Here is a 25,720-nt window from a genome sequence, read left to right on the forward strand (position 1 = left end):
TCCCCTACCGTTCGGCCCGCCACGATCCCGGCTGCGGCCCCGCGGGGTCAGCGCCGGGGATCCCAACGGAACCACCGCCGTACAGCAAACACCGCCAGGAGGGTCCAGGCCAGTGCGGTCGCCAGGGAGCCCAGTGCCTCGTACGCCGACAGGTTTCCGGTCCAGCCGCCGCGTATCAGGAGGATCACCGGGGACAGCGGCAGCAGCTCGCAGACGGACGCGAGCCGGTCGGGCAGCAGTTCCAGGGGCACGGCCACGCCGGAACCGACCATCGACACGAGCACCATGGGCGCCGTGGTGACCTGCGCGCTCTCCACGGTCCGGGTCACCGTCGCCGTGACGGCCGCGAACGCCGCGCACATCGTCAGTCCCAACAGCAGCCCCAGCACGGCGAGATGGGGCGCTTCGGGAGCCGGTAGGTCGAGCAGGACCGTGGCGCCGGCCACCAGCACCATGGACTGCACCAGCCCCATGGTGAGGACGGGCAGCGCCGACCCGGCGAGGATCTCCGGGTCCCGCAGCTCACCGGTGCGCAGCCGCTTCAGTACGAGTTCCTCGCGCCGGGCCGTGTAGATGGCCGACAGCGCCGAGTACACCCCGAACAGCAGTGAGAAGCCGATCGCGGCGGGCAGCAGCACCAGGCCGACGCTGAGCCCGGCGTCCTTCGCCTCCATGTCCTCGATCACCGGCGCCAGGCTGACCGGCAGCACCAGCGGCATGAACACGGCCGTGAGGAGAGTGCTCCTGCTGCGCCCGAGCAGCGTCAGCTCGGCCCGTGCGAGGGCGGCCATCCGGCTCGCGGGAGTCGTGACCGGATGGACGGCCGTACGGGTGGCCGAGCCCTTCACCTTCGCCCCGCTCATGCCGCGACCTCCTCGGTCTCGTCGCTCTTCGAGGCCTCCCGGGCGATCCCCAGGAACGCCTCCTCCAACGAGGCCGAGCGCACATCGAGCCTCCGCAGTGCGACCCCCGCCCGCTCGGCCCACACCAGCAGCCCGGTCGCCGCCCGCTGCAACTCCCGGGTGCGCAGTCGTATGACCCGTCCGTCGATCTCGTGACCGCACACACCCAGCTCGCCGAGCGGAGGCAGATCGCCCACGAAGTACCCCTCGGGCAGTTCGAAAGTGATCCGGGACGGCTGGGCCCCGGTCACCTCGGCTGGTGTTCCGGCAGCCGCGATGCGGCCCTCGTGCAGGATGGCCAGCCGGTCGGCGAGGTTCTCGGCCTCCTCCAGGTAGTGCGTGGTCAGCAGCACCGTCGTACCGGCGTCGCGCAGGGCGCGGACCAGGTCCCAGGTGTCCCGGCGGCCCTCGGCGTCAAGGCCGGTCGTCGGCTCGTCCAGGAACAGCACCTCGGGTGCGCCGAGGACCGCGAGTGCCAGGTCGAGGCGCCGCCGCTCGCCTCCGGACAGCTGCTTCACCCGGACGTCGGCCCGCCGGGCGAGCCCGACCAGCGCCAGCGCCTCCGCGACCGGGCGGGCGCCGCTCACACAGCCTGCCCACATGCGCGCGGTCTCGGCGACGGTCAGCTCGGAGGGGAATCCACCCTCCTGGAGCATCACGCCGGTGCGCGGCCGGACGGCGGCGCGCTCGGTGTGCGGATCGTGGCCCAGGACTCTTGCTCGCCCGCCGTCCGGGCGGGCGAGCCCCTCCAGCAACTCGACCGTCGATGTCTTTCCGGCGCCGTTGGTGCCGAGCAGCGCGAAGATCTCACCGCGGTCGACGTGGAAGGAGATTCCGCGGACCGCTTCGAACCCGCCCCCGTACACACGCCGGAGGTCGGTGACCTCGATCACGTGTTCATTCGTGTCCATGCCTCAAGCCTGTCCGCGGGAGGGGACCGGCAGCAGTGCGAGGTGTCATCACTCCGCATGACAAATGTCAGACGATCGCTCGCGGCACATCCAGGATCACGCCCGTGATGACGCCCACGCGAGGGAGGCATACGAAAAGACCCCGGTCCAGTGGACCGGGGTCTCATTCCTGAGCGGACGACGAGGCTCGAACTCGCGACCTCAACCTTGGCAAGGTTGCGCTCTACCAACTGAGCTACGTCCGCATTGCCTCCGACCGGCTCTCACCGATCGGCGCGGGCACCAGCCTACCTGATCCACAACAGTGGTCAGATCGGTGATGCAGAGCGGGTGACAGGGATCGCACACTGCGCCTTCCCCCTGGAAGGGGGATGTTCTACTACTGAACTACACCCGCATGTACTCCGTGAGCTGGGCTTTTCGGCCTTGCCCCTCGGCGTGCTCCAGACTCTAGCTGACCAGGAGGGGTGCAGCGCAAGTCGGTTCGTTCGAGGGGCGGGTGACCGGCCGTCGGACCGCGGCTCACGGGAGCCGATCAGCGAGCGCGGCTCACTGGGCGTCGGTGAACGCCTCGTAGACCTTCTTGGGAATGCGGCCGCGGGCCGGTACCTCCATCTTGTTGGCCTGGGCCCAGGCGCGCACGGCCGCGGGGTCGGGTGCGACCTCCGTCTGCTTGTACGCCTTGCCGGACCTCGAGCGCTTGCGGCCGGCGTCCACGTAGGGCGCGAGAGCCTTACGCAGTTTCTTGGCATTGGCTTCATTCAGGTCGATCTCGTACGACTTGCCGTCGAGCCCGAAAGCGATCGTTTCCGCCGCTTCCGAGCCGTCGATGTCGTCAGAGAGAGTGACCACGACCTTCTGCGCCACGAATATCGGTCCCTTCGTGCGACAGCTCTGCGATGACGTGCCAAGACGTCACGGAGATGTCGACTGTCCGCCTGTTATGGGGCAAAGTATCGGCTATTGGCAATTCATTTGTACAGTGCCCGGCATTGCAATGTGAAGCCCGACTAAATCTGTCCGCGTGTCCCAGGGCAATAGGGAACGCCGACGCACCCTGGATCTTTCCCTGAAATTTCCACGAAGGCACTGGTCCGATACCCGATCGTGATGGCGCTCACGTAGTTTCCTACAACTCTACCCGCGTAGAAATTTTGTGCGGGTAGTCTGAAGACACCTGTTGGAGACACCCGCAGGCACCTGCTCAGCACCACACCACCGGGAGTGCCAGTGGCACGCGTCGTAGTCGACGTCATGCTCAAGCCGGAGATCCTCGACCCCCAGGGCCAGGCGGTGCAGCGCGCACTGCCGCGGCTGGGTTTCGAAGGCATCTCCGACGTCCGTCAGGGAAAGCGATTCGAGCTGGAAGTTGACGGGCCGGTCGACGAGGCCGCCCTCGCCCGCATCCACGATCTTGCGGAATCCTTCCTCGCCAACACCGTGATCGAGGACTTCACCGTCAAGGTCGAGTCCGAAGAAGCGGTCGCGGGGGCCGCGAAGTGACCGCTCGTATTGGCGTCGTCACTTTCCCGGGCAGTCTGGACGACCGGGACACCCAGCGTGCGATCCGCTTGGCGGGCGCCGAACCCGTCGCTCTCTGGCACAAGGACAAAGACCTTCATCAGGTCGACGCCGTGGTGCTGTGTGGCGGTTTCTCCTACGGCGACTATCTGCGGGCCGGCGCCATCGCGCGCTTCTCGCCCGTGATGGAGACCCTCATCGAGCAGGCGAAGGCCGGCCTTCCGGTCCTCGGTATCTGCAACGGCTTCCAGATCCTCACGGAGGCCCACCTGCTTCCCGGCGGGATGCTCGGCAACGACCACCTCCACTTCATCTGCCGCGACCAGAAACTGCGGGTGGAGAACGCGGAGACCGCCTGGACCGCCGACTACGAAGCGGGCCAGGAGATCCAGATCCCGCTGAAGAACATGGACGGCCGGTACGTCGCCGACGAGTACACCCTCGACAAGCTCGAGGCCGAGGGCCGCGTCGCCTTCCGGTACCTCGTGCAGGGCGACGACGCCGACGGCTACGGCAACCCGAACGGCTCGCTGCGCGACATCGCCGGCATCTCCAACGAGGCCGGCAACGTCGTGGGCCTCATGCCGCACCCGGAGCACGCCGTCGAGCCGCTCATCGGGTCCGGCCGCACCGACGGCCTCCCGTTCTTCACCTCGATCCTCAAGAAGCTGGTCAACGCATGAGCCGGACGCCTCTGGACACGGTCGAGCACGCGGCCGAGACCCCCGACGTCGAGCTGCCCTGGGCCGAACTCGGCCTGAAGAAGGACGAGTACGAGCGCGTCGTGGAGATCCTCGGCCGCCGTCCCACCGGCGCCGAGCTCGCCATGTACTCCGTCATGTGGTCCGAGCACTGCTCGTACAAGTCCTCCAAGGTGCACCTCCGCCAGTTCGGCGAGAAGGCCCCCCAGTCCGATGCGCTGCTCGTGGGCATCGGCGAGAACGCGGGCGTCGTCGACGTCGGCCAGGGCTACGCCGTGACCTTCAAGGTCGAGTCGCACAACCACCCCTCGTACGTCGAGCCCTACCAGGGCGCGGCCACGGGCGTGGGCGGCATCGTCCGCGACATCATCGCGATGGGCGCGCGTCCGATCGCGGTGGTGGACCCGCTGCGCTTCGGCGCCGCCGACCACCCCGACACCAAGCGCGTCCTCCCGGGCGTGGTCGCCGGCATCGGCGGCTACGGCAACTGCCTGGGCCTGCCGAACATCGGCGGCGAGGTCGTCTTCGACGCCTGCTACCAGGGCAACCCGCTGGTCAACGCCGGTGCCATCGGCGTGATGCGGCACGAGGACATCCACCTCGCGAAGGCCTCGGGCACCGGCAACAAGGTCATCCTCTACGGGGCCCGCACCGGCGGCGACGGCATCGGCGGCGCGTCGATCCTCGCCTCCGAGACCTTCGACGACGCGAAGCCGTCGAAGCGCCCGGCCGTGCAGGTCGGCGACCCCTTCCAGGAGAAGCTCCTCATCGAGTGCACCCTGGAGGCCTTCCGGGAGAAGCTGGTCGTCGGCATCCAGGACCTCGGCGCGGCCGGCCTGTCCTGCGCCACGTCCGAGCTCGCCTCCAACGGCTCCGGCGGCATGCGCGTCACCCTGGACGACGTACCGCTGCGTGACTCGACGCTCTCGCCCGAGGAAATCCTCATGAGCGAGTCGCAGGAACGCATGTGCGCGGTCGTCGAGCCGGAGAAGGTCGCCCGCTTCCTGGAGATCTGCGACAAGTGGGACGTCATCGCGACCGTCATCGGTGAGGTGACCGACGGCGACCGCCTCGAGATCTTCTGGCACGGCGGCAAGATCGTCGACGTCGACCCGCGCACCGTCGCCCACGACGGCCCGGTCTACGAGCGCCCCTACGCCCGCCCGGAGTGGCAGGACGCCCTTCAGGCGGACGACGCGAACAAGCTGCCCCGGCCGCAGACGGGCCAGGAGCTCAAGGACCAGGTCCTGAAGCTGGTCTCGTCCCCCAACCAGGCCTCGAAGAAGTGGATCACGTCCCAGTACGACCATTTCGTGCAGGGCAACACGGTCCTCGCGCAGCCCGAGGACTCCGGGATGATCCGGATCGACGAGGAGACCGGCCTCGGCGTCGCCATCGCGACCGACGGCAACGGCCGGTACGCCAAGCTCGACCCGTACGCGGGCGCGCAGCTGGCCCTCTCCGAGGCGTACCGGAACGTGGCGACGACCGGCGCCAAGCCGCTCGCCGTCTCCGACTGCCTGAACTTCGGCTCGCCCGAGGACCCGGCGGTGATGTGGCAGTTCGCGGAGGCCATCCGCGGCCTGGCCGACGCCTGCCAGCAGCTGGGCACGCCGGTGACCGGCGGCAACGTCTCCCTCTACAACCAGACGGGCGAGGTGGCCATCCACCCGACCCCGGTGGTGGCCGTGCTGGGTGTCATCGACGACGTCGCTCGCCGCACGCCCGTCGCCTTCCAGGAGGAGGGCCAGCTGCTCTACCTGCTCGGCGACACCCGTGAGGAGTTCGGCGGCTCGGCCTGGTCCCAGGTCGTCCACGACCACCTCGGCGGTCTGCCTCCGAAGGTCGATCTGGAGCGGGAGCGGCTGCTCGCCGAGATCCTGATCTCCGCTTCCCGCGACGGCATGATCGACGCCGCGCACGACCTGTCGGACGGTGGTCTGATCCAGGCGGTCGTCGAGTCGGCGCTGCTCGGCCGCAGGGGCGCGCGGCTGGTCGTACCGGACGGGCTCGACGCCTTCACCTTCCTCTTCTCCGAGTCGGCCGGCCGTGCCGTGGTGGCCGTCCCGCGCTCCGAGGAGCTCCGCTTCAACGACATGTGCGGGGCGCGCGGCCTGCCCGTCACCCGCATCGGTGTCGTCGACGGCGACACGGTCGAGCTCCAGGGCGAGTTCGAACTGTCCCTGGAGGAGCTGCGCGAGGCCCACGAGGGGACCATCCCGGCGCTGCTCGCGTAAGCACCCGCGGCGCCCGCGGCACCCGCGTCCGCGCGGCACAAGTACGACGGTGAAGGCCTCGTCCCGTTCCAACGGGCGGGGCCTTCGGCGTGACCGTCACGCGGTTTCCGGCTCCCGCGTCGGCTCCCGCACCGGTTCCGGTGCGCCCGGCGCCGGACGGGACGTGGAGTGGACAAGGGAAGCGTCGGCACCAGTACCACGCGACCACGCGCGCGATGCACGACTGCCCGGGGGATCACGCGCGCAGGGCGTGACCGCCCCCGGTTTCCGGCGACCACTAGGCTCACCGCCATGCCTCCGGCCAGGAAACGCACACGCGTGTACGACCCCGCCAAGATCCGCGCCGCTGTCACCGCGCAGTTCGGCAACGTACGGCGGGCCGTGGGGACCCTCACCCCCGAGCAGCTCGCGCTGCCCACGCGGCTGGCGGGCTGGACCGTGCGGGACCTGGCCGCGCACGTGACCATGGCGGTGGCGACCGTCAGCCGCAACCTGGGCCGGGAAGAGCCACCGAAGGCGGAACTCACCCTCCTGGAATGGCCTTTCGCCACCGCCGCCCGGGCCGCCGACATCCGCGACGGCACCCGGGACCTCGCCGCCGCGAACCCCGACCTGAACGCCCTCTTCGCCCGCACCGAGGAGCGCGTCACCGAGGCCCTCACCGCCGCTCCGGGCGACCGCCTTCTCGCCGCTCGCACCGGCGTCATGACGCTCGCCGACTACCTGGTCACCCGGACCGTCGAACTCGTCGTCCACACCGACGACCTGAACGCCGCCGTCCCCGGCCTGGACATCCCGTACGACCGGCAGGCGCTCGCCGCCGCCACCCGGCTCCTCGCCGACGCCCTCGCCGCCAAGGCGCCCGGCGGCGCGACGGAGGTGCGGATCCCGCCGTACGCCGTCGTGCAGTGCGTCGAGGGCCCCCGGCACACCCGGGGCACCCCGCCCAACGTCGTCGAGACCGACCCGCTCACCTGGATCCGGCTGGCGACCGGCCGGGTGACCTGGCCGGACGCCGTCGAGCGGGCGAAGGTCGCCGCGAGCGGCGAGCGGGCCGACCTCACCGCGCTCCTGCCCCTGATGTCCTGAATTCGGCCCCCGGGTGGAACCGGCCGCCCCACCCGCCCCGTCGAACCGGCATGTACAGGCAGAGGCACAGCCCTACGCACACGTACACGCAGCGCATGGCGCTGACCGCGGCCGTCCTGCTCGTCCCGCTCGCCGCGGCCTGCGGGAGTGGGAAGGCGGACGGTGAGCAGCCCGGCAGCGGGGCGGTGAGCGCCGAGCAGCCCGTCACCGGTGTCCGCTGGAACGTCGACAGCGTCACCGTGGACGGCACCACGCACCGCGCCCCCTCCGGTGCGCACGTCGAGATCGAGGACGGCAGGGCGGCGGGCAGTTACGGCTGCAACAACTTCACCGCCAGGGCCGCCGTCGAGGGCGACAGCATCCGGTTCAGCGACGCCAGGTCGACCAGGATGGCCTGCCCGGGCCGGCCCATGGACTTCGAGCGTGCGCTGGCCGGCACCCTCACCGACGGCACCCTCCACACCGAGGTGAAGGGCACCACGCTGACCCTGGCCACGGCCGACGGCGACCAGGTCCGGCTGAGCGGGCAGTGACATCCGGCCGAGGGCCGGGAAGCGGCAGCGGCCGGCTCTTCCGACCCGGTGAACCGCGCCCACCGACCCCAATGGTGTGCGACACCTCACTCGTGCCCGTGGAACGGGTCCCCGCGCGGCCGCCACCGCAGCGTGCCCAGCCGTCGGTTGGATCACCGAATCTGCCGACTGACCTGCGAAAATGAGTCGATCTCGGCGAGGCGGACGACCGCTGATCGAGTTACCGGCGGGTATCCCCAATTCGGACCAGTGGTCGATCTCGCCTACACTCGGAAGCGTGCCACGTGGTGACGGTCGACTCAGTCATGATCTGCTCCCCGGCGAGAAGGGCCCCCAGGACGCTTGCGGCGTCTTCGGGGTCTGGGCTCCCGGTGAAGAGGTCGCCAAGCTCACTTACTTCGGGCTCTACGCCCTCCAGCATCGAGGTCAGGAATCCGCGGGAATCGCGGTCAGCAACGGCTCCCAGATCCTCGTCTTCAAGGACATGGGCCTCGTTTCCCAGGTCTTCGACGAGACCTCGCTCGGTTCGCTCCAGGGTCATATCGCGGTCGGACACGCCCGCTACTCGACCACCGGCGCCTCCGTGTGGGAGAACGCCCAGCCGACGTTCCGTGCCACCGCGCACGGCTCGATCGCGCTCGGCCACAACGGCAACCTCGTCAACACCGCCCAGCTCGCCGAGATGGTCGCCGACCTGCCCAAGCAGGAAGGCCGCACTCCGCGCGTCGCGGCGACCAACGACACCGACCTGCTCACCGCGCTCCTCGCGGCCCAGGTCGACGAGGACGGCAAGCCGCTGACCATCGAGGAGGCGGCCCACCAGGTCCTCCCGCAGGTCAAGGGCGCCTTCTCGCTCGTCTTCATGGACGAGCACACCCTCTACGCCGGCCGCGACCCGCAGGGCATCCGCCCGCTGGTCCTCGGCCGCCTGGAGCGCGGCTGGGTGGTCGCCTCCGAGTCGGCCGCCCTCGACATCTGCGGCGCCGCCTACGTCCGTGAGATCGAGCCCGGCGAGTTCATCGCCATCGACGAGAACGGACTGCGAACCTCCCGGTTCGCGGAAGCGAAGCCCAAGGGCTGTGTCTTCGAGTACGTGTACCTGGCCCGCCCGGACACCGACATCGCCGGCCGGAACGTGTATCTCTCCCGTGTGGAGATGGGTCGCAAACTCGCCAAGGAAGCGCCGGTCGACGCCGACCTGGTGATAGCGACCCCGGAGTCCGGGACCCCGGCCGCCATCGGTTACGCGGAGGCCTCCGGCATCCCCTTCGGCGCGGGCCTGGTGAAGAACGCGTACGTCGGCCGGACGTTCATCCAGCCCTCGCAGACCATCCGCCAGCTCGGTATCCGCCTGAAGCTGAACCCGCTGAAGGAAGTCATCAAGGGCAAGCGCCTGGTCGTCGTCGACGACTCGATCGTGCGCGGCAACACCCAGCGGGCCCTGGTCCGTATGCTCCGCGAGGCGGGCGCGGCCGAGGTCCACATCCGGATCTCCTCGCCGCCCGTGAAGTGGCCCTGCTTCTTCGGCATCGACTTCGCCACGCGCGCGGAGCTCATCGCCAACGGCATGACCATCGACGAGATCGGCACCTCCCTGGGCGCCGACTCCCTCTCGTACATCTCCCTCGACGGCATGATCGAGGCGACCACGATCGCCAAGCCGAACCTCTGCCGCGCCTGCTTCGACGGCGAGTACCCGATGGAGCTCCCGGACCCCGAACTGCTCGGCAAGCAGCTCCTGGAGACGGAGCTGGCGGCCGGTCCGGCAGCCACGGCCGCGGCCGACGCGATCCGTCGCCCGTAAGCCCCGCACGTATCACCAACCCGAAAGATCCCAGGCAATGTCTGCTGTATCTGATCAGTCGACTGCGTCGACGGGCACCTCCGGTGTATCCGGAACCGGTGCTTCCTACGCGGCTGCCGGCGTCGACATCGAGGCGGGCGACCGCGCCGTCGAGCTGATGAAGGAGTGGGTGAAGAAGACGCAGCGCCCCGAGGTCCTCGGCGGCCTCGGCGGTTTCGCCGGTCTCTTCGACGCCTCCGCCCTCAAGCGCTACGAGCGTCCGCTCCTCGCCTCCGCCACCGACGGCGTCGGCACGAAGGTCGACGTCGCGCGTCAGCTCGGTGTGTTCGACACCATCGGCCACGACCTGGTGGCGATGGTCATGGACGACATCGTGGTGTGCGGCGCCGAACCGCTGTTCATGACCGACTACATCTGCGTCGGCAAGGTCCACCCCGAGCGGGTCGCCGCCATCGTCAAGGGCATCGCCGAGGGCTGTGTGCTCGCCGGCTGCGCCCTGGTCGGCGGCGAGACGGCCGAGCACCCGGGTCTGCTGGGCGAGGACGACTTCGACGTCGCCGGCGCCGGTACGGGCGTCGTGGAGGCCGACCGGCTGCTCGGCCCGGATCGTATCCGCACGGGTGACACGGTGATCGCCATGGCGGCCTCCGGCCTTCACTCGAACGGATACTCCCTGGTCCGGCACGTCCTGCTGAAGCGTGCCGGGCTGTCCCTGGAGGCGCGGATCGACGACCTCGGCCGCACCCTCGGCGAGGAGCTCCTGGAGCCCACCAAGATCTACTCGCTGGACTGTCTGGCGCTCACCCGCACGACGGACGTCCACGCCTTCTCGCACATCACCGGCGGCGGCCTCGCGGCCAACCTGGCGCGCGTCATCCCGGACGGGCTGCACGCCACCGTGGACCGCTCCACCTGGACCCCGGCCCCGATCTTCGACCTGGTCGGCAGGACCGGCTCCGTCGAGCGCCTGGAGCTGGAGAAGACCCTCAACATGGGCGTCGGCATGATGGCGATCGTGCCCGAGGAGTCGACGGACGTGGCCCTGGCGACGCTGGCCGACCGAGGTGTGGAGGCCTGGGTCGCCGGCGAGATCACCGAGCGCGGCGAACACCCGACCGGCGCGGAGCTGGTCGGGGACTACGCCCGCTGAGGACCGAGCGGGCCGGGGACCGGACAGGCCGGTGACCAGATAGGCAGCACAAGACCCGGTCGGTGACCGAAGTCACCGACCGGGTGGATGCTCAGTACAAGGTCAAGCGCCGCGACGGTGTTGTGAGGAGTCCTCGCCGTCATCCTCGTCGTCGGCCCCGTACAGCTCGGCGTACCGAGCGTACGGGTCGTCGTCCTGCTCATCGTCATCGTCATCGTCCTCGAATGGCTCACCATTCGGCGGAATATTCGATGGCGATGCGCCCAGCTCTTCGGCCAGGCGTGAGAGATCTGTCCCGCCGCTGTTGTACTTCAGCTGGCGGGCGACCTTCGCTTGCTTGGCCTTGGCCCGGCCGCGCCCCATGGCTCGACCCCCTCAACGACGGGGCTCGACGGCCCCAGGTTGACACGCGTTCATGATCCAGGACGGCCTCTCCGTGGAGAGCCCGTCGTAGGGCTCCCACGGTACCTGAGCCCACGCCCGTACGGTACGTCGCCCGTAGTACGCGCGTGTGCGCAGCACCTTTGGGTCGCCCCGTTCTCGCTGGTCAGTGGCGAGTTTAACCACTTATCGGCGGCCGACCCGCCCGGAGGAGTGAGAGTTCTCTCCAACTTTCCACCGGCCGGTACCGACGAAACCCCCGGACGGGGCGCCGCGGAGCCCTGCCGAAGCGTCACCAGCCGCGTGCCTGGGCCGCCTCGTGCATCCGCTGCTCGGCGATCCGGTCGGCCGCCGCGGCCGGCGGAATACCGTCATCCTTCGCACGTGCGAAGATGGCCAGCGTGGTGTCGAAGATCTTCGCGGCCTTCGCCCTGCACCGCTCGAAGTCAAAACCGTGCAGCTCGTCGGCGACCTGGATGACCCCTCCGGCGTTCACCACGTAGTCCGGCGCGTACAGGATCCCGCGGTCGGCGAGGTCCTTCTCCACGCCCGGGTGGGCGAGCTGGTTGTTGGCCGCGCCGCAGACGATCTTCGCCGTCAGCACCCCCACCGAGTGGTCGTTCAACGCCCCGCCCAGCGCGCAGGGGGCGTAGATGTCGAGCCCGTCGATCCCGATCAGGCGCTCGGTGTCGGCGACCACATCCACCGAAGGGTGCTTGCCGGCGATCCGGTCCACGGCTTCCTGGCGGACGTCCGTGATCACGACCTGGGCACCCTCGTCGAGCAGGTGCTCGACCAGGTGGTGGCCGACCTTGCCCACGCCCGCGATGCCGACCGTACGGCCCCGCAGCGACGGGTCGCCCCACAGGTGCTGGGCGGAGGCCCGCATGCCCTGGTAGACGCCGAAGGCGGTCAGCACGGACGAGTCGCCGGCCCCGCCGTTCTCGGGCGAGCGGCCGGTCGTCCAGCGGCACTCGCGCGCCACGACGTCCATGTCGGCGACATAGGTGCCGACGTCACAGGCGGTCACGTACCGACCGCCGAGTGAGGCCACGAAACGGCCGTACGCGAGCAGCAGCGCCTCGGTCTTGATCGTATCGGGATCACCGATGATCACGGCCTTGCCGCCGCCGTGGTCCAGACCGGCCATGGCGTTCTTGTACGACATCCCGCGCGCGAGGTTGAGCGCGTCGGCGACGGCTTCCGCCTCGGTCGCGTACGGGTAGAAGCGGGTACCGCCGAGGGCGGGGCCCAGCGCGGTGGAGTGGAGGGCGATGACGGCCTTGAGGCCGCTGGCGCGGTCCTGGCAGAGCACGACTTGCTCATGACCGCCCTGGTCCGAGTGGAACAGGGTGTGCAGTACATCAGCAGGTGCGCCGGAAACGTCGGTCACTGTGGTGACTCCCGGGTATCGAGCGGCGGTCGGGACGGAGGCACCGTAAGGGTGGCGGGGCCTGGTGGTCTGAGAGTAGAGCCTGCATGGTCCGCCGAGCTCGCAGTGTCGGGGATCACCTTCTCCCGGAGTACCGCCATGGGACGATTCGCAGGGTTTCCCGGTCTGCCCAGGGGGGAGGGAGCAGGCGTGTCCAAGGTGTCCTCCGTGATCGTTCCGTACGCGGTCTATCTGCGCGTGTACGAGCCGCTGGCCGCCTTCCCGGAGCCCGAGCGCACCCACTGGGCGCGCTACGCCCGTCGCCCCGACCACCCCTCCTACCAGGACGAACTGCGCCGCTCGCTGGCCGACCTGCTGCCCATCCCGCCGGTCGCGGTGCCCGTGCACGAGAGCGGCGACGCGTTCGTGACCGAGGTGGAAGGGGTGCTCTGCGTCTGCCCCTGGCGTACCCGGCTGCGCGGCTGGCTGGCCCTGGCGGAGCTGGACGACGAGCTGCCGGGGCCCGTCCTGGACTCGGCGCTCCCCGAAGTCGTGCGCCTGGAGGCCGCCAAGGACCACGAGCGGTGGCTGGAACGCAACCCCGACGCCCGCCCGTGGATCCGCACGGCGGTCTGGCAGGTGCCGCTGAACTGGTTCGTCCTCGTCGCCGACGAGGAGCGGGAGTACGAGAAGGGGACGGCGGAGGTGGCCCCCGTCCTGCGCTACCGCACGCCGATGGTGCAGGCGCGGCGCCGGGTCGCCCGGTCCCTGCGGACGCTGAAGAACGCCATGGACGAGGGGCCGCTCATCGACGGCCTGCTGGACGTGGGGCGCTGGCTGGAGGAGTTCCATCCGCGTTCGCTGGTGGAACTGGATTACGGCGGTCTCGTGCATGTGCTGCCGGCGGGCGATCTGGAGGACGATCACTCGGCGAAGGACGTGGCCGAGGGGATCGAGGCGCTGCGGACCGGGGACGGCGCGGCGGCGGGCGAGGCGTACGCGCGGCTCGTGGAGCGGTGGCGGTCGGTACGGGACCGGCGCTCGGCCAACTGAGGGCCACTGAGGGCCACTGAGGGCCCGGAGGGCTTACCGGTGCTGTGAACTGACGATGTGACAGATGTGACAGCGCTTTCATTAGTGACCTGCGTCACGGCCCGGGAGGGGCCGGACAGCGTACGGTCAACCGCACTTCACGGAACTGACGGGACGTAGGTCCCGATCCGGGCTTATGTCGCAAGGGTGATGGAACGCACGTACACGACCCTTGCGCCGCTTGCCCCTCCTCATGCCAAAATAGGACAAGGAGTCCGGGGAGGGCTCCGTCCGCCTGCTTATGTTCCACTGTGGGGGGAAAGCTCGGCATTGCAGCGCTTTGGGGGGTCTGATGCCTCGTGATCGCCCTGTGACTGATCGTCACAGTGGCGTGACTGTCCGCTATGACATGGTCCATCGGCTTCCGTCGCCGATGAACACCTGGGGGGCAATTCCATCGGTTTGGCCGACGTGGCTGGACGGATGGTGTAGTTGTAGTGCCGAGGACAAGCCGTTCGTCCTATAACCGACTCGACTCGCGTCCGCCATTTCGGGCAACGCGGGTCAAGGTGCAGAATTTAGAGGAAAGAACCGAGAAGGTTCGGTTCTCCCGAGGAGGCCGCTCATGACCGCTCGCACCCCTGATGCTGAGCCGCTGCTGACCCCGGCTGAGGTCGCCACGATGTTCCGCGTCGACCCCAAGACGGTCACGCGGTGGGCGAAGGCCGGCAAGCTCACGTCGATTCGTACGCTCGGCGGACACCGCCGTTATCGCGAGGCAGAGGTTCGCGCACTGCTTGCGGGTATTCCGCAGCAGCGCAGCGAGGCCTGAACAACTGAATAACCGGGCAACACGTCAGGTCCCCAACCTGTGCGGACGCCCGGAACCTGGCTACAAGCGACGTGGGTCCTGCCCCAACAGGCCCCTCGCCCACCGGGAACGTCGTCGATCGCGCTGGACTCCGCCGGGTCCAGCGCGATCTTTTTTGTGCGCTTGAGGCGGCTTCAGGTCGCTTGCCGAGTCATATCAAGTGGCTCTGTGAGTGGCCTTGTCGGACTCTGGGGAGGCTCTGGGAGGGTTCCGGGAGGCATCCTCCTGAGTGGTGCAATTGCACATATAAAATTGACCAGTTGTAGGAGCCTGGTAAGAACCCGGGTTTTCAAAACTCATGCGGTGACACCCGTCACATGCCAGGAGCCTTGTTGCCTCTGGCTCATGTGCGCTAGGGGAAGCTCGCGTTCCAGCGTCCCGCGCGCGTACGGCGGTTGGCGCGTGCGGCGGCGCGATAGGCGGTCTTGACGGGTTGGCGGCCCGGTGGCCTCGGCGGGTCTGAGGGTGAGTCACGCCGTTGAGGGGCTCTTGCCCTCCACGGCCCCCGCAGGGGCATCCGTCCCCCGTGGGGCGCCGTCCATCGCCAGCCGCAGTAAGCGGTGGCAGATCGGGCAGTGGCGGGTCAGATGCCGGTAGGGCGTCGCGGCCGACAGATGTGCGCGCAGCAGGGCCCGCGTCTCGTGCCTGACCGGTACCGCCATGCCCCACCTCCGTCGGGCCACGCGAAAACGGGCCCTGGGTTCTGGGGTACCGGCGGAAAGTGACGGCGTCAAGGGACCGGCCGACAACGCAGAGAGCCCGGATCCGAAGATCCGGGCTCTCAGTTACTGCGGTCCTGACGGGATTTGAACCCGCGGCCTCCACCTTGACAGGGTGGCGAGCACTCCAAACTGCTCCACAGGACCAGGTTTTGCGGCACTTGGTGTTGCGTTGTGCTGCGAGAAGGACTGTACAGGAGGGTGAGCCCGCCGGTCGAACTCACCCTGTGTACGGGTGCCGTTACGGCGCCGCCGCGTCGATCGCCTTCACGATCCGTTTGTCGGAGACCGGGTACGCCGTGCCCAGCGCGTGGGCGAAATAGCTGACCCGGAGCTCCTCGATCATCCAGCGGATGTCCAGGACCTGCTGGGGAACCGGCCGGCCCGGGGGCAGCTGCTCCAGCAGCCACGCGTACTCGTCCTGCATCTCGTGGACCTTCTCCATGCGGCTGGTGTCCCGCTGCACGCCGGTCGGCATCTGCTGGAGGCGCCGGTCGGCGGCCACCAGGTAGCGCATGAGATCGGGCAGGCGGCGCAGCCCCGCCCAGGTCACGAAGCCGGGCTTCACGAGGGCGTCCAGCTGCCCCCGTACGTCCGTCAGGTTCGCGAGCAGCACGGGGCTGCGTACGCCCTTCAGACGGCGCTCACAGGCCTGCCAGGCGGCCAGCACCTGCTGGACCTGCCCGACCGTGCGCACCGTCGTGTCGACGATCTCCGCGCGTACCTTCTCGTAGAGCTTCCGGTACGACTCCTCGTCCCAGGCCGGCCCGCCGAAGTCGGCGATCAGCCGGTCGGCCGCCGCCATCGCGCAGTCGTCGAACAGCGCCTGGATCGAGCCGTGCGGATTCGCGGACAGCGCGAGCTTCTGAGCGTTCGTCAACTTCTCGGATGCGAACTTTGCCGGGTTGACCGGAATGGTGCGCAGGATCAGTCGGCGCGTGCCCTTCCACATCGCCTCGGCCTGCTCCGCCTCCGTGTCGAAGAGACGTACGGACACGGTGTCCCCGTCGTCGACGAGCGCCGGGTACGCCTTCACCGGCTGGCCCGCGCGGCGGGTCTCGAAGACGCGGGTGAGCGAGCCGATCGTCCAGTCCGTCAGGCCCGAACGTTCCAGGGACTCACCGCCCTGCTGTTCGGCGATGGCCGCGGCCGCCTGCGAGATGGCCTGCCGGGCCTTCGGTTTCAGCCGGAGCCTCAGGGTCTCGAGGTCCTTGTCCTCGGCCAGGTTGCGGCGCCGTTCGTCGACGATCCGGAAGGTGATCCTCAGGTGGTCGGGGAGTCTGGTCCAGTCGAAGTCGTCGGCCTCGAACGGGACACCGACCATCCGCTTCAGCTCACGGGCCATGGCGGTGGTGAGCGGCTCCTGCGAGGGCGTCGTCTGCTCCAGGAAGCGCTTCGCGAAGTTCGGCGCCGGTACGTAGTGGCGGCGGATCGGCTTGGGAAGCGACCGGATCAGCTCCGTGACGACCTCCTCCCGCAGACCCGGGATCTGCCAGTCGAAGCCCTCGTCCGTGACCTGGTTGAGCACCTGGAGCGGGATGTGGACGGTCACGCCGTCCGCGTCCGCGCCCGGCTCGAACTGGTACGTGACCCGGAACTTCAGCGGGCCCTGCCGCCAGGAGTCCGGATAGTCGGCCTCGGTGACCGCCTCCGCTGACTCCCGGATGAGCATTTCCCGCTCGAAGTCCAGGTGATCGGGCTGTTCGTGCCGCTTGTGCTTCCACCACGAGTCGAAGTGCGCGCCGGACACGACGTGTTCGGGCACCCGCTGGTCGTAGAAGTCGAACAGCGTCTCGTCGTCCACCACGATGTCCCGGCGCCGGGCGCGGTGCTCCAGCTCCTCGACCTCGCTGAGGAGCCGGCGGTTGTCGGCGAAGAACTTGTGGTGCGTGCGCCAGTCGCCCTCGACGAGCGCGTTGCGGATGAACAGGTCGCGGGAGGTCTCCGGGTCGATCCGGCCGTAGTTGACCTTGCGCTGGGCGATGATCGGGACGCCGTACAGCGTGACCTTCTCGTCCGCCATCACGGCGGCCTGGTCCTTCTCCCAGCGCGGCTCGCTGTACGTCCGCTTCAGGAGATGCCCGGCGAGGGGCTCGACCCACTCCGGCTCGATCTTCGCGTTGACGCGGGCCCAGAGGCGGCTCGTCTCCACCAGCTCGGCGGACATCACGAAGCGCGGCTGCTTCTTGAAGAGGGCCGAGCCCGGGAAGAGCGCGAACTTGGCGCTCCGCGCGCCCAGGTACTCGTTCTTGTTGCCGTCCTTCACGTCCTTCATGCCGATGTGCGACAGCAGACCGGCGAGGAGGGAGACGTGGACGCTCTGCTCGGCCGCGTCCTCCTCGTTCGGATGGATGCCCATCTGCTTGGCGACCGTGCGCAGCTGCGTGTAGATGTCCTGCCACTCACGGATGCGCAGGAAGTTCAGGTACTCCTGCTTGCACATACGCCGGAAGGAGGAGGAGCCGCGCTCCTTCTGCTGCTCGCGGACGTACCGCCACAGGTTGAGATAGGCGAGGAAGTCGCTGGTCTCGTCCTTGAAGCGGGCGTGCTGCTGGTCGGCCTGGGTCTGCTTGTCGGCCGGGCGCTCACGCGGGTCCTGGATGGACAGCGCGGCGGCTATCACCATGACCTCGCGCACACAGCCGTTCTTCTCGGCCTCCAGGACCATGCGGGCGAGCCGCGGGTCGACGGGCAGCTGGGCCAGCTTGCGGCCGGTCTGCGTGAGCCGCCTGCGGGGGTCCTTCTCGGACGGGTCCAGCGCGTTCAGTTCCTGGAGCAGCTGCACGCCGTCGCGGATGTTGCGGTGGTCCGGCGGGTCGATGAACGGGAACTTCTCGATGTCGCCGAGCCCGGCCGCGGTCATCTGCAGGATGACGCTCGCCAGGTTCGTACGGAGGATCTCCGCGTCCGTGAACTCCGGGCGGGCGAGGAAGTCGTCCTCGTCGTACAGCCGGATGCAGATGCCGTCGCTGGTACGGCCGCAGCGGCCCTTGCGCTGGTTGGCGCTGGCCTGCGAGATCGCTTCGATGGGCAGGCGCTGGACCTTGGTGCGGTGGCTGTAGCGGCTGATGCGGGCGAAGCCGGGGTCGATGACGTACTTGATGCCCGGGACGGTCAGGGACGTCTCGGCCACGTTCGTCGCCAGAACGATCCTGCGGCCCGTGTGCTGTTGGAAGACGCGGTGCTGCTCGGCGTGCGACAGCCGGGCGTAGAGCGGCAGGACCTCGGTGAACCTGAACTTCTTCTTCTCGAGCGCGTCGGCCGTGTCGCGGATCTCCCGCTCACCGGAGAGGAAGACGAGGATGTCGCCCTTCCCCTCGCCCATGAGCTCTTCCACGGCCTCGGTGATCGCGGTGATCTGGTCGCGGTCGGCGTCCTCGGCGTCCTCTTCGAGGAGCGGCCGGTAGCGGACCTCCACCGGGTACGTCCGCCCGCTGACCTCGACGATCGGGGCGTCGCCGAAGTGCCGGGAGAAACGCTCCGGGTCGATGGTCGCGGAGGTGATGACGACCTTGAGGTCCGGCCGGCGGGGCAGCAGCTGGGCGAGATAACCCAGCAGGAAGTCGATGTTGAGGGACCGCTCGTGGGCCTCGTCGATGATGATCGTGTCGTACGCGCGCAGCTCACGGTCGGTCTGGATCTCCGCGAGCAGGATGCCGTCCGTCATGAGCTTCACGAAGGTGGCGTCCGGGTTCACCTGGTCGGTGAACCGCACCTTCCAGCCGACGGCCTCACCGAGGGGCGTGCCGAGTTCCTCGGCGACGCGCTCGGCCACCGTGCGGGCGGCGATACGACGGGGCTGTGTGTGCCCGATCATGCCCCGGACACCGCGCCCCAGCTCGAGACAGATCTTGGGGATCTGGGTGGTCTTCCCGGACCCGGTCTCACCGGCGACGATGACGACCTGGTGATCACGGATGGCGGCCGCGATGTCGTCCTTCTTCTGGCTGACGGGGAGTTGCTCGGGGTAGGAGACGGCGGGCACACGGCCGCGCCGCAGGGCCATCCGCTCCTCGACCTGCGCGACCTCCCCCTCGATCTCGGCGAGGACGGCGGCGCGGGCCTCCGGCTTGCGGATCCTGCGTGCGCCTTCGAGCCTGCGCCCGAGCCGGTGCGCGTCGCGCAGTGACAGCTCGGCCAGGCGGGGGGCGAGGGCGCCGAGGGCGGGAGTGCCCGGAGCGGGGGCGCCGGGGGCGGGGTGCGTAGACATACGCGATCCAGGATCTCATCTTGGCGAAAGAAGGGGCGAGCGCTTTTGGCGCCGCCTCGTCCGACACGCAGCGACGAAAACCCCCTCCGGGCGACCGGAGGGGGTTTTCGTTCTTGTGGCTGGGGCCGGGGTCGAACCGGCGACCTATCGCTTTTCAGGCGATCGCTCGTACCAACTGAGCTACCCAGCCACGAGGTTTCACGTGAAACCTCAGCGGTCCTGACGGGATTTGAACCCGCGGCCTCCACCTTGACAGGGTGGCGAGCACTCCAAACTGCTCCACAGGACCAAGCTTTGTGTACGACAGTGTCGCACACGGTGTTGCGTGCCCCCAACGGGATTCGAACCCGTGCTACCGCCTTGAAAGGGCGGCGTCCTAGGCCGCTAGACGATGAGGGCTATCGGCCCGCCTGGGCGCTTCTCAGCGCGTCGGGGACGTCATGAGCATATGGGATGGCGGGGGGTATCGCCAAAACGGTTTACGGGGTCGTCCTGGAGGGGCCGACGGACGGGCTGAGCGGCGGGCTGGGGGAGGGAGTCGGAGACTGGCTCGGGGACGGGGCGGCTCCGGGGAGGTTCTCCTTCGGGAGGTGGCGGCTGACCTCGGCCGTCGTCAGGCCCAGTCCGCCGAGTTTGATCTCGTCCCAGGCCTGGAGGCGGCGGGTGTCACGGTCGAAGTAGAGGATCGACGCCTCGATGGGGTCGGGGTACTTGCCCTCGACGGCGCGCAGGCCGCTGCCGCCCGTCGAGCCCTCCACACGCAGGCGCGTGCCCTTCTTCATGACCTCCATCCCCTCGTGGTGGAGATGGCCGGCCAGGACGAGGGGCACCTCGCCGTCCGTGCCCCGGGCGGCGGAGGGCTCGTGGGCGATGGCCACGTCCGCGGGGGTGCCGGCGTTCCGCTGGGCGCGCAGCGCACCGGCCAGCCGGGCGCCCGCCGCCTCCTCGGACTCCTCGGCGCCCGACGCGGCGGAGCGGTCGGGGGTGAACTGGGGGTCGCCGATGCCCGCGAAGCGCAGCCCGGCGACGTTGACCGCGCGGCCGTCGTCGAGGACGTGCACGTTCTTCATGCCCTGCAGGTAGCGCTGGGTGACGAGGGAGTCGTGGTTGCCCCTGACCCAGACGTACGGCGCGCCCAGGGTGGCGATGGGGTCCAGGAAGCCGTTCTCCGCCGCCGAGCCGTGGTCCATCGTGTCGCCGGAGTCGACGATCACACTGACCCGGTACTGCTCCACGAGCGAGGCGATGATCTTCCAGCTCGCGGGGTTGAGGTGGATGTCGGACACGTGCAGGACGCGGACGGTCGTCGGGTCCGGCTGGAAGGCGGGGAGCGTGGACGTGACGTCGTACAGCTTGGTCACGTTGGTGACCAGGCGGGCGAGTTCCTGCTGGTAGACGTCGAACTCGGTGACGATGCTGCGCGCGTTGCCGACGAGTGAGGGCGCGGAGGAGAGCAGGCCGGAGAAGCGCGGCTCCAGTACCGACTTGGGGTTCCAGGTGGCGTAGGCGGTGGCGCCCGAGGCGGCCAGCAGGGTGAGGGCGAGGCCGCCGGCCGCGAGGGCGCGGCGGGGGCGGCGGTAGACGGCGAGGCCGAGCGCGGTGGCGCCGGAGACGACGGCGACGCAGGAGCGGACGGCGAGGTCCAGGGTGCCGTGCTCGACGTCGCGGGCGACCTCGTCCTGGAGGCCTGAGAGGCGTTCGGGGTGGTCGACCAGGGCCTGCGAGCGGGCGGGGTCGAGCTGGTCGACGTTCACGTCGAGGCGGACCGGGGCGATGTGGCTGTCCAGGGTCAGCGCGCCCAGCGGGGAGATGTTGATCTTCGTGCCGCCGCTGAACGACGGGCGCAGGGTCATCGTCGTGTTCATGGGGCCGACGGACACGCGGACGTCCCCGACGATCAGCAGCCCGAGCCAGGCGCCGAGCAGGACGACGGCGGTCAGGCCGAGAGCGCGGAGCCAGGGGTTGGGCCGGGCGGCGAGTTCGGGGATCGGGCTCTTGCGCTTGACGGGCTTGACGGGCTTGAGACGCTTCAGGACTGCGGCGGGGACGCGGGCGCGGACCATTGGTGCCGTATGCCCGGGTCCGGCCGCCGGTATGCGGACGGTTCGCGACCTCCCCCCGGCCGGGTCGTACCGGACAATGGGCCTGTGCTGGAGATGACGCGCGAGGAGTTCGAGGAACTGGTGGCCGAGGCGCTGGACCGGATTCCGCCGGAGTTGACGCGGTTGATGGACAACGTCGCGGTGTTCGTCGAGGACGAGCCGCCCGCGGAGGAGCCCGAGCTGCTCGGGCTGTACGAGGGGACCCCGCTGACGGACCGCGGGGAGTGGTACGCCGGGGTGCTGCCGGACCGGATCACGATCTACCGGGGGCCGACGCTGAGGATGTGCGGGACGCGGGAGGAGGTCGTCGCGGAGACGGAGGTGACGGTGGTGCACGAGATCGCCCACCACTTCGGCATCGACGACGCGCGGCTGCACGCCCTCGGCTACGGCTGAGCCGTCCGGCACAGGGGCGCGCGTCGGCGCGTGTCCTCTTGCGGGCGCCGGGAGTTGGGCACGTCGACTCCTTACGCCTGCCCCGGAGGTGGCCCCGTGCGCCGCTTGTACGTACCCGTTCGTCTGGCCGCGACGGTCATGGCCGTCGCCGCGGCCGCCGGCTGTATGAGCGTGGGGGACGAGGAGGGCGGCCGCACCAGGCCTTCCCACTCGGCCGGGCAGCGGGGCGGTGAGGCGCCGGGCAGGGATTCGGAGGGAGCGGGTGGCGGCTTCGGGATGGGTGCGGCGGGCGGCGACGGCAAGCACGGGCACGGGAAGGGCGACCGGGGGAAGGCGAAGGCGCCGGCGTCCGCCTCGGCCGTGCCGCCGACGGGCGGGAGCGCACCGGCCTCGGCGGGGGCGGTGAAGCCGGGGAAGAGCGAGAAGCCGGGGGCGCCGACGCCGACCGGGGGGCAGTCGACCGCTCCCACGCGTTCGCCGGACCCGGAGCCGCCCGCGCCCACGCCGGAGCCGCCGTCGCCCACGCCGGAGCCGACGGTCGCCGAGCCGTCGTCCTCGGCGCACGAGGGTGACGGTGGGGCGGCGGCCCAGCTGATGGACCGAGAGCCGGCGCCGGAGGCGGCACCCGAGGCCGATTCACCCCTGTAGCCGGCCGGCCCTGGGCCTCCGGGCCTGCTCTGCGCCTCCCGCCCTGGGCCTCCGGGCCTGCTCTGGGCCTCCCGCCCTGGGCCTCCGGGCCTGCTCTGGGCCTCCCGCCCTGGGCCTCCGGGCCTGCTCTGGGCCTCCCGCCCTGGGCCTCCGGGCCCGCGCTGGGCCTTCGGGCCTGCTCTGGGCCTTCCGCAATCCTGGCTTCCGGGCCTTCGGGTCCGCTCTGGTCTCCGGGCCTCCCGGGCCTCCCGGGCCTTCGGGCCCGCTCTGTCCTCCGGGCCCGCTCTGGCTCTTCCACCCTTCCTGGCCCTTCCTGGCCCTTCCTGGCCTTCCCGGCCCCTCGGGCACAGCTGGGGTCTCCCGGCTCGGCCCCTCGGGCCCAGCTGGGTCTCCCGGCCTCCCCGGGGTCTCCCAGGCCACCTGGCCCCCCGGCCCCCCGGCCCCCCGGCCCCCCGGGCCTCCTGGTCCGCCCAGGTCTTCCGGTTCCCGGGGTTTCCTGGGCCCCCGGGACGCCCCGGAACTCTGGGCTGAGATGCATGCTGAGCTGCGGCGATGTGGCTCGATTTGCCTTCGGTGGTCCAGGTGCTTATAGTGGTAGATCGTTTGATCCCATTTGCCCGGCGCCACCGCAGAGCGCGCCGTGTGGCGCGTACTCTCCCTTGCCGTGGCTGACCGCATAGAGGCGGTCGTAATGCAATGCGAACACGGAGTTGACGGGCGCGTGCCGACTTGAGACTCCGGAAGGTTTCGCATTCGCATGTCCATTTTCAGTACTGATCACTCCGTCGTGTCCGAGAACAACGACGAGCCGATCACCCTCGAGGCGATCGAGGTCGCGGAGACCGTCGAGACGGCCGAGGCCGCAGCAGAGGTCGCCGAGGCCGTCGAGGCAGCCGTCGCCGAGACCCCCGAGACCCCCGAACTCACCTTCTCCGCCCTGGGGCTCCCCGAGGGCGTCGTGCGCAAGCTCGCGCAGAACGGCGTGACCAGCCCCTTCCCGATCCAGGCCGCGACCATTCCGGACGCCCTGGCCGGCAAGGACATCCTCGGCCGCGGCCGCACCGGCTCCGGCAAGACCCTCTCCTTCGGTCTGCCGCTGCTGGCGTCGCTGTCCGGCGGCCACACCGACAAGAAGAAGCCCCGCGGCATCATCCTCACGCCGACGCGTGAGCTCGCGATGCAGGTCGCGGACGCGCTTCAGCCCTACGGCGACGTCCTCGGTCTGAAGATGAAGGTCGTCTGCGGCGGTACGTCCATGAGCAACCAGATGTACGCCCTGGAGCGCGGCGTCGACGTCCTCGTGGCCACCCCGGGCCGCCTGCGTGACCTCATCAACCGCGGCGCCTGCTCGCTCGAGAACGTCCAGGTCGCCGTACTCGACGAGGCCGACCAGATGTCCGACCTGGGCTTCCTGCCCGAGGTCACCGAGCTGCTCGACCAGATCCCGGGCGGCGGCCAGCGGATGCTCTTCTCCGCCACGATGGAGAACGAGATCTCCACGCTGGTCAAGCGCTACCTGAGCAACCCGGTCACGCACGAGGTCGACAGCGCCCAGGGCAACGTCACGACGATGTCCCACCACATCCTGATCGTGAAGCCCAAGGACAAGGCGCCGGTCACCGCCGCGATCGCCTCCCGCAAGGGCCGCACGATCATCTTCGTCCGCACCCAGCTCGGCGCCGACCGTATCGCCGAGCAGCTCTGCGACTCCGGTGTGAAGGCCGACGCGCTGCACGGCGGCATGACGCAGGGCGCGCGCACCCGCGTGCTCGAGGACTTCAAGAAGGGCTACGTCAACGCGCTCGTCGCGACCGACGTCGCCGCCCGCGGTATCCACGTCGACGGCATCGACCTGGTCCTGAACGTGGACCCGGCCGGCGACCACAAGGACTACCTGCACCGCGCCGGCCGCACCGCCCGCGCCGGCCGCACCGGCACGGTCGTCTCCCTCTCGCTGCCGCACCAGCGCCGTCAGATCTTCCGTCTGATGGAGGACGCGGGCGTGGACGCCGGGCGTCACATCATCCAGGGCGGCACTGCCTTCGAGCCGGAGGTCGCCGAGATCACCGGCGCCCGCTCGATGACGGAGGTCCAGGCCGAGTCCGCGGGCAACGCGGCGCAGCAGGCCGAGCGCGAGGTGTCCCAGCTCAGCAAGGAGCTGGAGCGTGCGCAGCGACGCGCGACCGAGCTGCGCGAGGAGGCCGACCGTCTGGTGGCCCGTGTGGCGCGTGAGCGTGGCGAGGACCCCGAGGCGGCTGTCGTCGCGGGCGCCGCGGCGGCCGTGGAGCAGAACGCCGTGGTGGAGGCGCCGGCCGAGGCCGCGGTCTCCGAGCAGCCCGCCGAGCGTCCCGCGTACGAGCAGCCGCGTCAGCGCCGCGACGAGCGGGGCAACTACGAGCGCCGTGACGACCGTGGTGGCCGTTCCTTCGAGCGCCGCGACAACGACCGTGGCGGCTTCAACCGTGACGACCGCGGTGGCTTCAACCGTGACCGTCGTGACGGCGAGCGTGGCGGGTTCCGCCGTGACGACCGTGGTGGCGCCGGCCGTGACGACCGTGGTGGCCGTTCCTTCGAGCGTCGTGACGACCGTGGCGGCTTCAACCGCGACCGCCGTGACGACCGTGGTGGCGCCGGCCGTGACGACCGTGGTGGCCGTTCCTTCGAGCGCCGTGACGAGCGTCCCGCGGGCGGCTTCAACCGTGACCGTCGCGACGACCGCCGTGACGACCGTCGTGACGAGCGTCCCTCCGGTGGCTTCCGCCGTGACGAGCGTCCCGCGGGCGGCTTCAACCGTGACCGTCGTGACGAGCGCCCCTCCGGTGGCTTCCGCCGCGACGACCGTCAGTCGGGTGGCTTCAACCGCGACCGTCGCGACGACCGTCCGGCCACCCACCGTGGCAGCGACCGTCCGTTCAACCGTGACCGTCAGGGCGACCGCCCCACCGGCGGCGGCTTCCGCTCCGGCGGCCACGACCGCCCGACCGGCCGTCGTGACGACCACCGCAGCACCGGCACCGGCACCGGCACCGGTTCCTTCGGCCGCCGCGACGACAAGCCGCGCTGGAAGCGCAACGGCTGACACCCAGCCTGACGCCGGCTCATGTGAGTGAACGCCGTGGCCCCCACCGAACATCGGTGGGG

The 25,720-nt window shown here is 69.9% G+C and carries 20 protein-coding genes and 6 tRNA genes; 12 read left to right on the top strand and 14 right to left on the bottom strand.

Annotated features, from left to right (window positions below):
* Positions 1-47: 47 nt before the first annotated feature.
* The 5 genes from ACFWBB_RS27185 to ACFWBB_RS27205 form a co-directional block, all read right to left on the bottom strand.
* Positions 48-863 (bottom strand): ABC transporter permease, encoded by an 816-nt coding sequence (locus tag ACFWBB_RS27185; RefSeq protein WP_385277534.1) that lies wholly within the window; start codon positions 861-863, stop codon positions 48-50.
* The gene (locus ACFWBB_RS27190; protein WP_385277536.1) at positions 860-1,813 is read right to left on the bottom strand and encodes an ABC transporter ATP-binding protein; all 954 of its coding nucleotides are present in this window, start codon (positions 1,811-1,813) and stop codon (positions 860-862) included. Before ACFWBB_RS27190 ends, ACFWBB_RS27185 begins: the two co-directional genes overlap by 4 nt.
* A 172-nt stretch (positions 1,814-1,985) precedes the next feature.
* Positions 1,986-2,058 (bottom strand) — tRNA-Gly (locus ACFWBB_RS27195).
* Positions 2,059-2,138: 80 nt separating this feature from the next.
* A tRNA-Gly gene (locus tag ACFWBB_RS27200) sits at positions 2,139-2,210 on the bottom strand.
* 152 nt (positions 2,211-2,362) lie between these two features.
* Positions 2,363-2,680: an Lsr2 family protein gene (locus ACFWBB_RS27205; RefSeq protein WP_385277538.1), complete on the bottom strand. Its 318-nt coding sequence runs from the start codon at positions 2,678-2,680 to the stop codon at positions 2,363-2,365.
* A 363-nt stretch (positions 2,681-3,043) separates the two neighbouring features.
* On the opposite strand from ACFWBB_RS27205, the gene purS reads away from it, so the two are divergent.
* From purS to purM, 7 genes are all read left to right on the top strand, one after another.
* On the top strand, positions 3,044-3,316 hold the full coding sequence (gene purS / locus ACFWBB_RS27210) for a phosphoribosylformylglycinamidine synthase subunit PurS (protein ID WP_020131278.1): 273 nt from the start codon (positions 3,044-3,046) through the stop codon (positions 3,314-3,316).
* On the top strand, positions 3,313-4,017 hold the full coding sequence (purQ, locus tag ACFWBB_RS27215; RefSeq protein WP_385277540.1) for a phosphoribosylformylglycinamidine synthase subunit PurQ: 705 nt from the start codon (positions 3,313-3,315) through the stop codon (positions 4,015-4,017). Before purS ends, purQ begins: the two co-directional genes overlap by 4 nt.
* Positions 4,014-6,272, top strand: a complete 2,259-nt coding sequence (purL, locus tag ACFWBB_RS27220; RefSeq protein ID WP_385277542.1) for a phosphoribosylformylglycinamidine synthase subunit PurL — start codon at positions 4,014-4,016, stop codon at positions 6,270-6,272. Before purQ ends, purL begins: the two co-directional genes overlap by 4 nt.
* A 291-nt stretch (positions 6,273-6,563) precedes the next feature.
* Positions 6,564-7,361, top strand: a complete 798-nt coding sequence (locus ACFWBB_RS27225; protein WP_385277544.1) for a sterol carrier family protein — start codon at positions 6,564-6,566, stop codon at positions 7,359-7,361.
* 95 nt (positions 7,362-7,456) lie between these two features.
* Complete coding sequence (locus tag ACFWBB_RS27230; RefSeq protein WP_385277546.1) at positions 7,457-7,894, top strand: META domain-containing protein; 438 nt, start codon at positions 7,457-7,459, stop codon at positions 7,892-7,894.
* A gap of 277 nt (positions 7,895-8,171) precedes the next feature.
* Positions 8,172-9,698: an amidophosphoribosyltransferase gene (purF, locus tag ACFWBB_RS27235; protein ID WP_385277548.1), complete on the top strand. Its 1,527-nt coding sequence runs from the start codon at positions 8,172-8,174 to the stop codon at positions 9,696-9,698.
* Between the two features lie 37 nt (positions 9,699-9,735).
* Positions 9,736-10,848, top strand: a complete 1,113-nt coding sequence (gene purM, locus ACFWBB_RS27240; RefSeq protein WP_385277550.1) for a phosphoribosylformylglycinamidine cyclo-ligase — start codon at positions 9,736-9,738, stop codon at positions 10,846-10,848.
* 102 nt (positions 10,849-10,950) lie between these two features.
* On the opposite strand, the gene ACFWBB_RS27245 is transcribed toward purM, so the two are convergent.
* Together ACFWBB_RS27245 and ACFWBB_RS27250 are read right to left on the bottom strand one after the other, a co-directional pair.
* Complete coding sequence (locus ACFWBB_RS27245; RefSeq protein ID WP_200726382.1) at positions 10,951-11,211, bottom strand: DUF3073 domain-containing protein; 261 nt, start codon at positions 11,209-11,211, stop codon at positions 10,951-10,953.
* A 310-nt stretch (positions 11,212-11,521) separates the two neighbouring features.
* The gene (locus ACFWBB_RS27250) at positions 11,522-12,622 is read right to left on the bottom strand and encodes a Leu/Phe/Val dehydrogenase (protein WP_385277553.1); all 1,101 of its coding nucleotides are present in this window, start codon (positions 12,620-12,622) and stop codon (positions 11,522-11,524) included.
* 138 nt (positions 12,623-12,760) lie between these two features.
* On the opposite strand from ACFWBB_RS27250, the gene ACFWBB_RS27255 reads away from it, so the two are divergent.
* Positions 12,761-13,654, top strand: a complete 894-nt coding sequence (locus tag ACFWBB_RS27255) for a hypothetical protein (protein WP_385277555.1) — start codon at positions 12,761-12,763, stop codon at positions 13,652-13,654.
* Between the two features lie 604 nt (positions 13,655-14,258).
* Positions 14,259-14,465: a developmental transcriptional regulator BldC gene (gene bldC, locus ACFWBB_RS27260; RefSeq protein WP_003949541.1), complete on the top strand. Its 207-nt coding sequence runs from the start codon at positions 14,259-14,261 to the stop codon at positions 14,463-14,465.
* 509 nt (positions 14,466-14,974) lie between these two features.
* Here bldC and ACFWBB_RS27265 read toward each other — a convergent pair.
* The 7 genes from ACFWBB_RS27265 to ACFWBB_RS27295 all read right to left on the bottom strand — a co-directional run bounded on the left by ACFWBB_RS27265 (position 14,975) and on the right by ACFWBB_RS27295 (position 21,496).
* Positions 14,975-15,166 carry a DUF6274 family protein gene (locus ACFWBB_RS27265; protein ID WP_385277557.1) on the bottom strand — a complete coding sequence of 64 codons (192 nt, stop codon included), beginning with the start codon at positions 15,164-15,166 and terminating at the stop codon, positions 14,975-14,977.
* A 129-nt stretch (positions 15,167-15,295) separates the two neighbouring features.
* Positions 15,296-15,370: transfer RNA gene (locus ACFWBB_RS27270), tRNA-Asp, on the bottom strand.
* A gap of 94 nt (positions 15,371-15,464) precedes the next feature.
* Positions 15,465-19,433 (bottom strand): ATP-dependent RNA helicase HrpA, encoded by a 3,969-nt coding sequence (gene hrpA / locus ACFWBB_RS27275; RefSeq protein WP_385277559.1) that lies wholly within the window; start codon positions 19,431-19,433, stop codon positions 15,465-15,467.
* 116 nt (positions 19,434-19,549) lie between these two features.
* Positions 19,550-19,623: transfer RNA gene (locus ACFWBB_RS27280), tRNA-Phe, on the bottom strand.
* 24 nt (positions 19,624-19,647) lie between these two features.
* Positions 19,648-19,722, bottom strand: a tRNA-Asp gene (locus tag ACFWBB_RS27285).
* 37 nt (positions 19,723-19,759) lie between these two features.
* Positions 19,760-19,832, bottom strand: a tRNA-Glu gene (locus ACFWBB_RS27290).
* An 80-nt stretch (positions 19,833-19,912) separates the two neighbouring features.
* Positions 19,913-21,496, bottom strand: coding sequence for a metallophosphoesterase (locus tag ACFWBB_RS27295; RefSeq protein ID WP_385277561.1), 1,584 nt, complete (start codon positions 21,494-21,496; stop codon positions 19,913-19,915).
* A gap of 84 nt (positions 21,497-21,580) precedes the next feature.
* On the opposite strand from ACFWBB_RS27295, the gene ACFWBB_RS27300 reads away from it, so the two are divergent.
* The 3 genes from ACFWBB_RS27300 (at position 21,581) to ACFWBB_RS27310 (ending at position 25,658) form a co-directional block, all read left to right on the top strand.
* Positions 21,581-21,931: a metallopeptidase family protein gene (locus ACFWBB_RS27300; protein WP_385277563.1), complete on the top strand. Its 351-nt coding sequence runs from the start codon at positions 21,581-21,583 to the stop codon at positions 21,929-21,931.
* A gap of 96 nt (positions 21,932-22,027) precedes the next feature.
* Positions 22,028-22,579: a hypothetical protein gene (locus ACFWBB_RS27305; protein ID WP_385277565.1), complete on the top strand. Its 552-nt coding sequence runs from the start codon at positions 22,028-22,030 to the stop codon at positions 22,577-22,579.
* Between the two features lie 757 nt (positions 22,580-23,336).
* Positions 23,337-25,658, top strand: a complete 2,322-nt coding sequence (locus tag ACFWBB_RS27310) for a DEAD/DEAH box helicase (protein ID WP_385277567.1) — start codon at positions 23,337-23,339, stop codon at positions 25,656-25,658.
* Positions 25,659-25,720: the final 62 nt, after the last annotated feature.

The organism is Streptomyces sp. NPDC060000 (assembly GCF_042737375.1).
GTDB lineage: Bacteria > Actinomycetota > Actinomycetes > Streptomycetales > Streptomycetaceae > Streptomyces.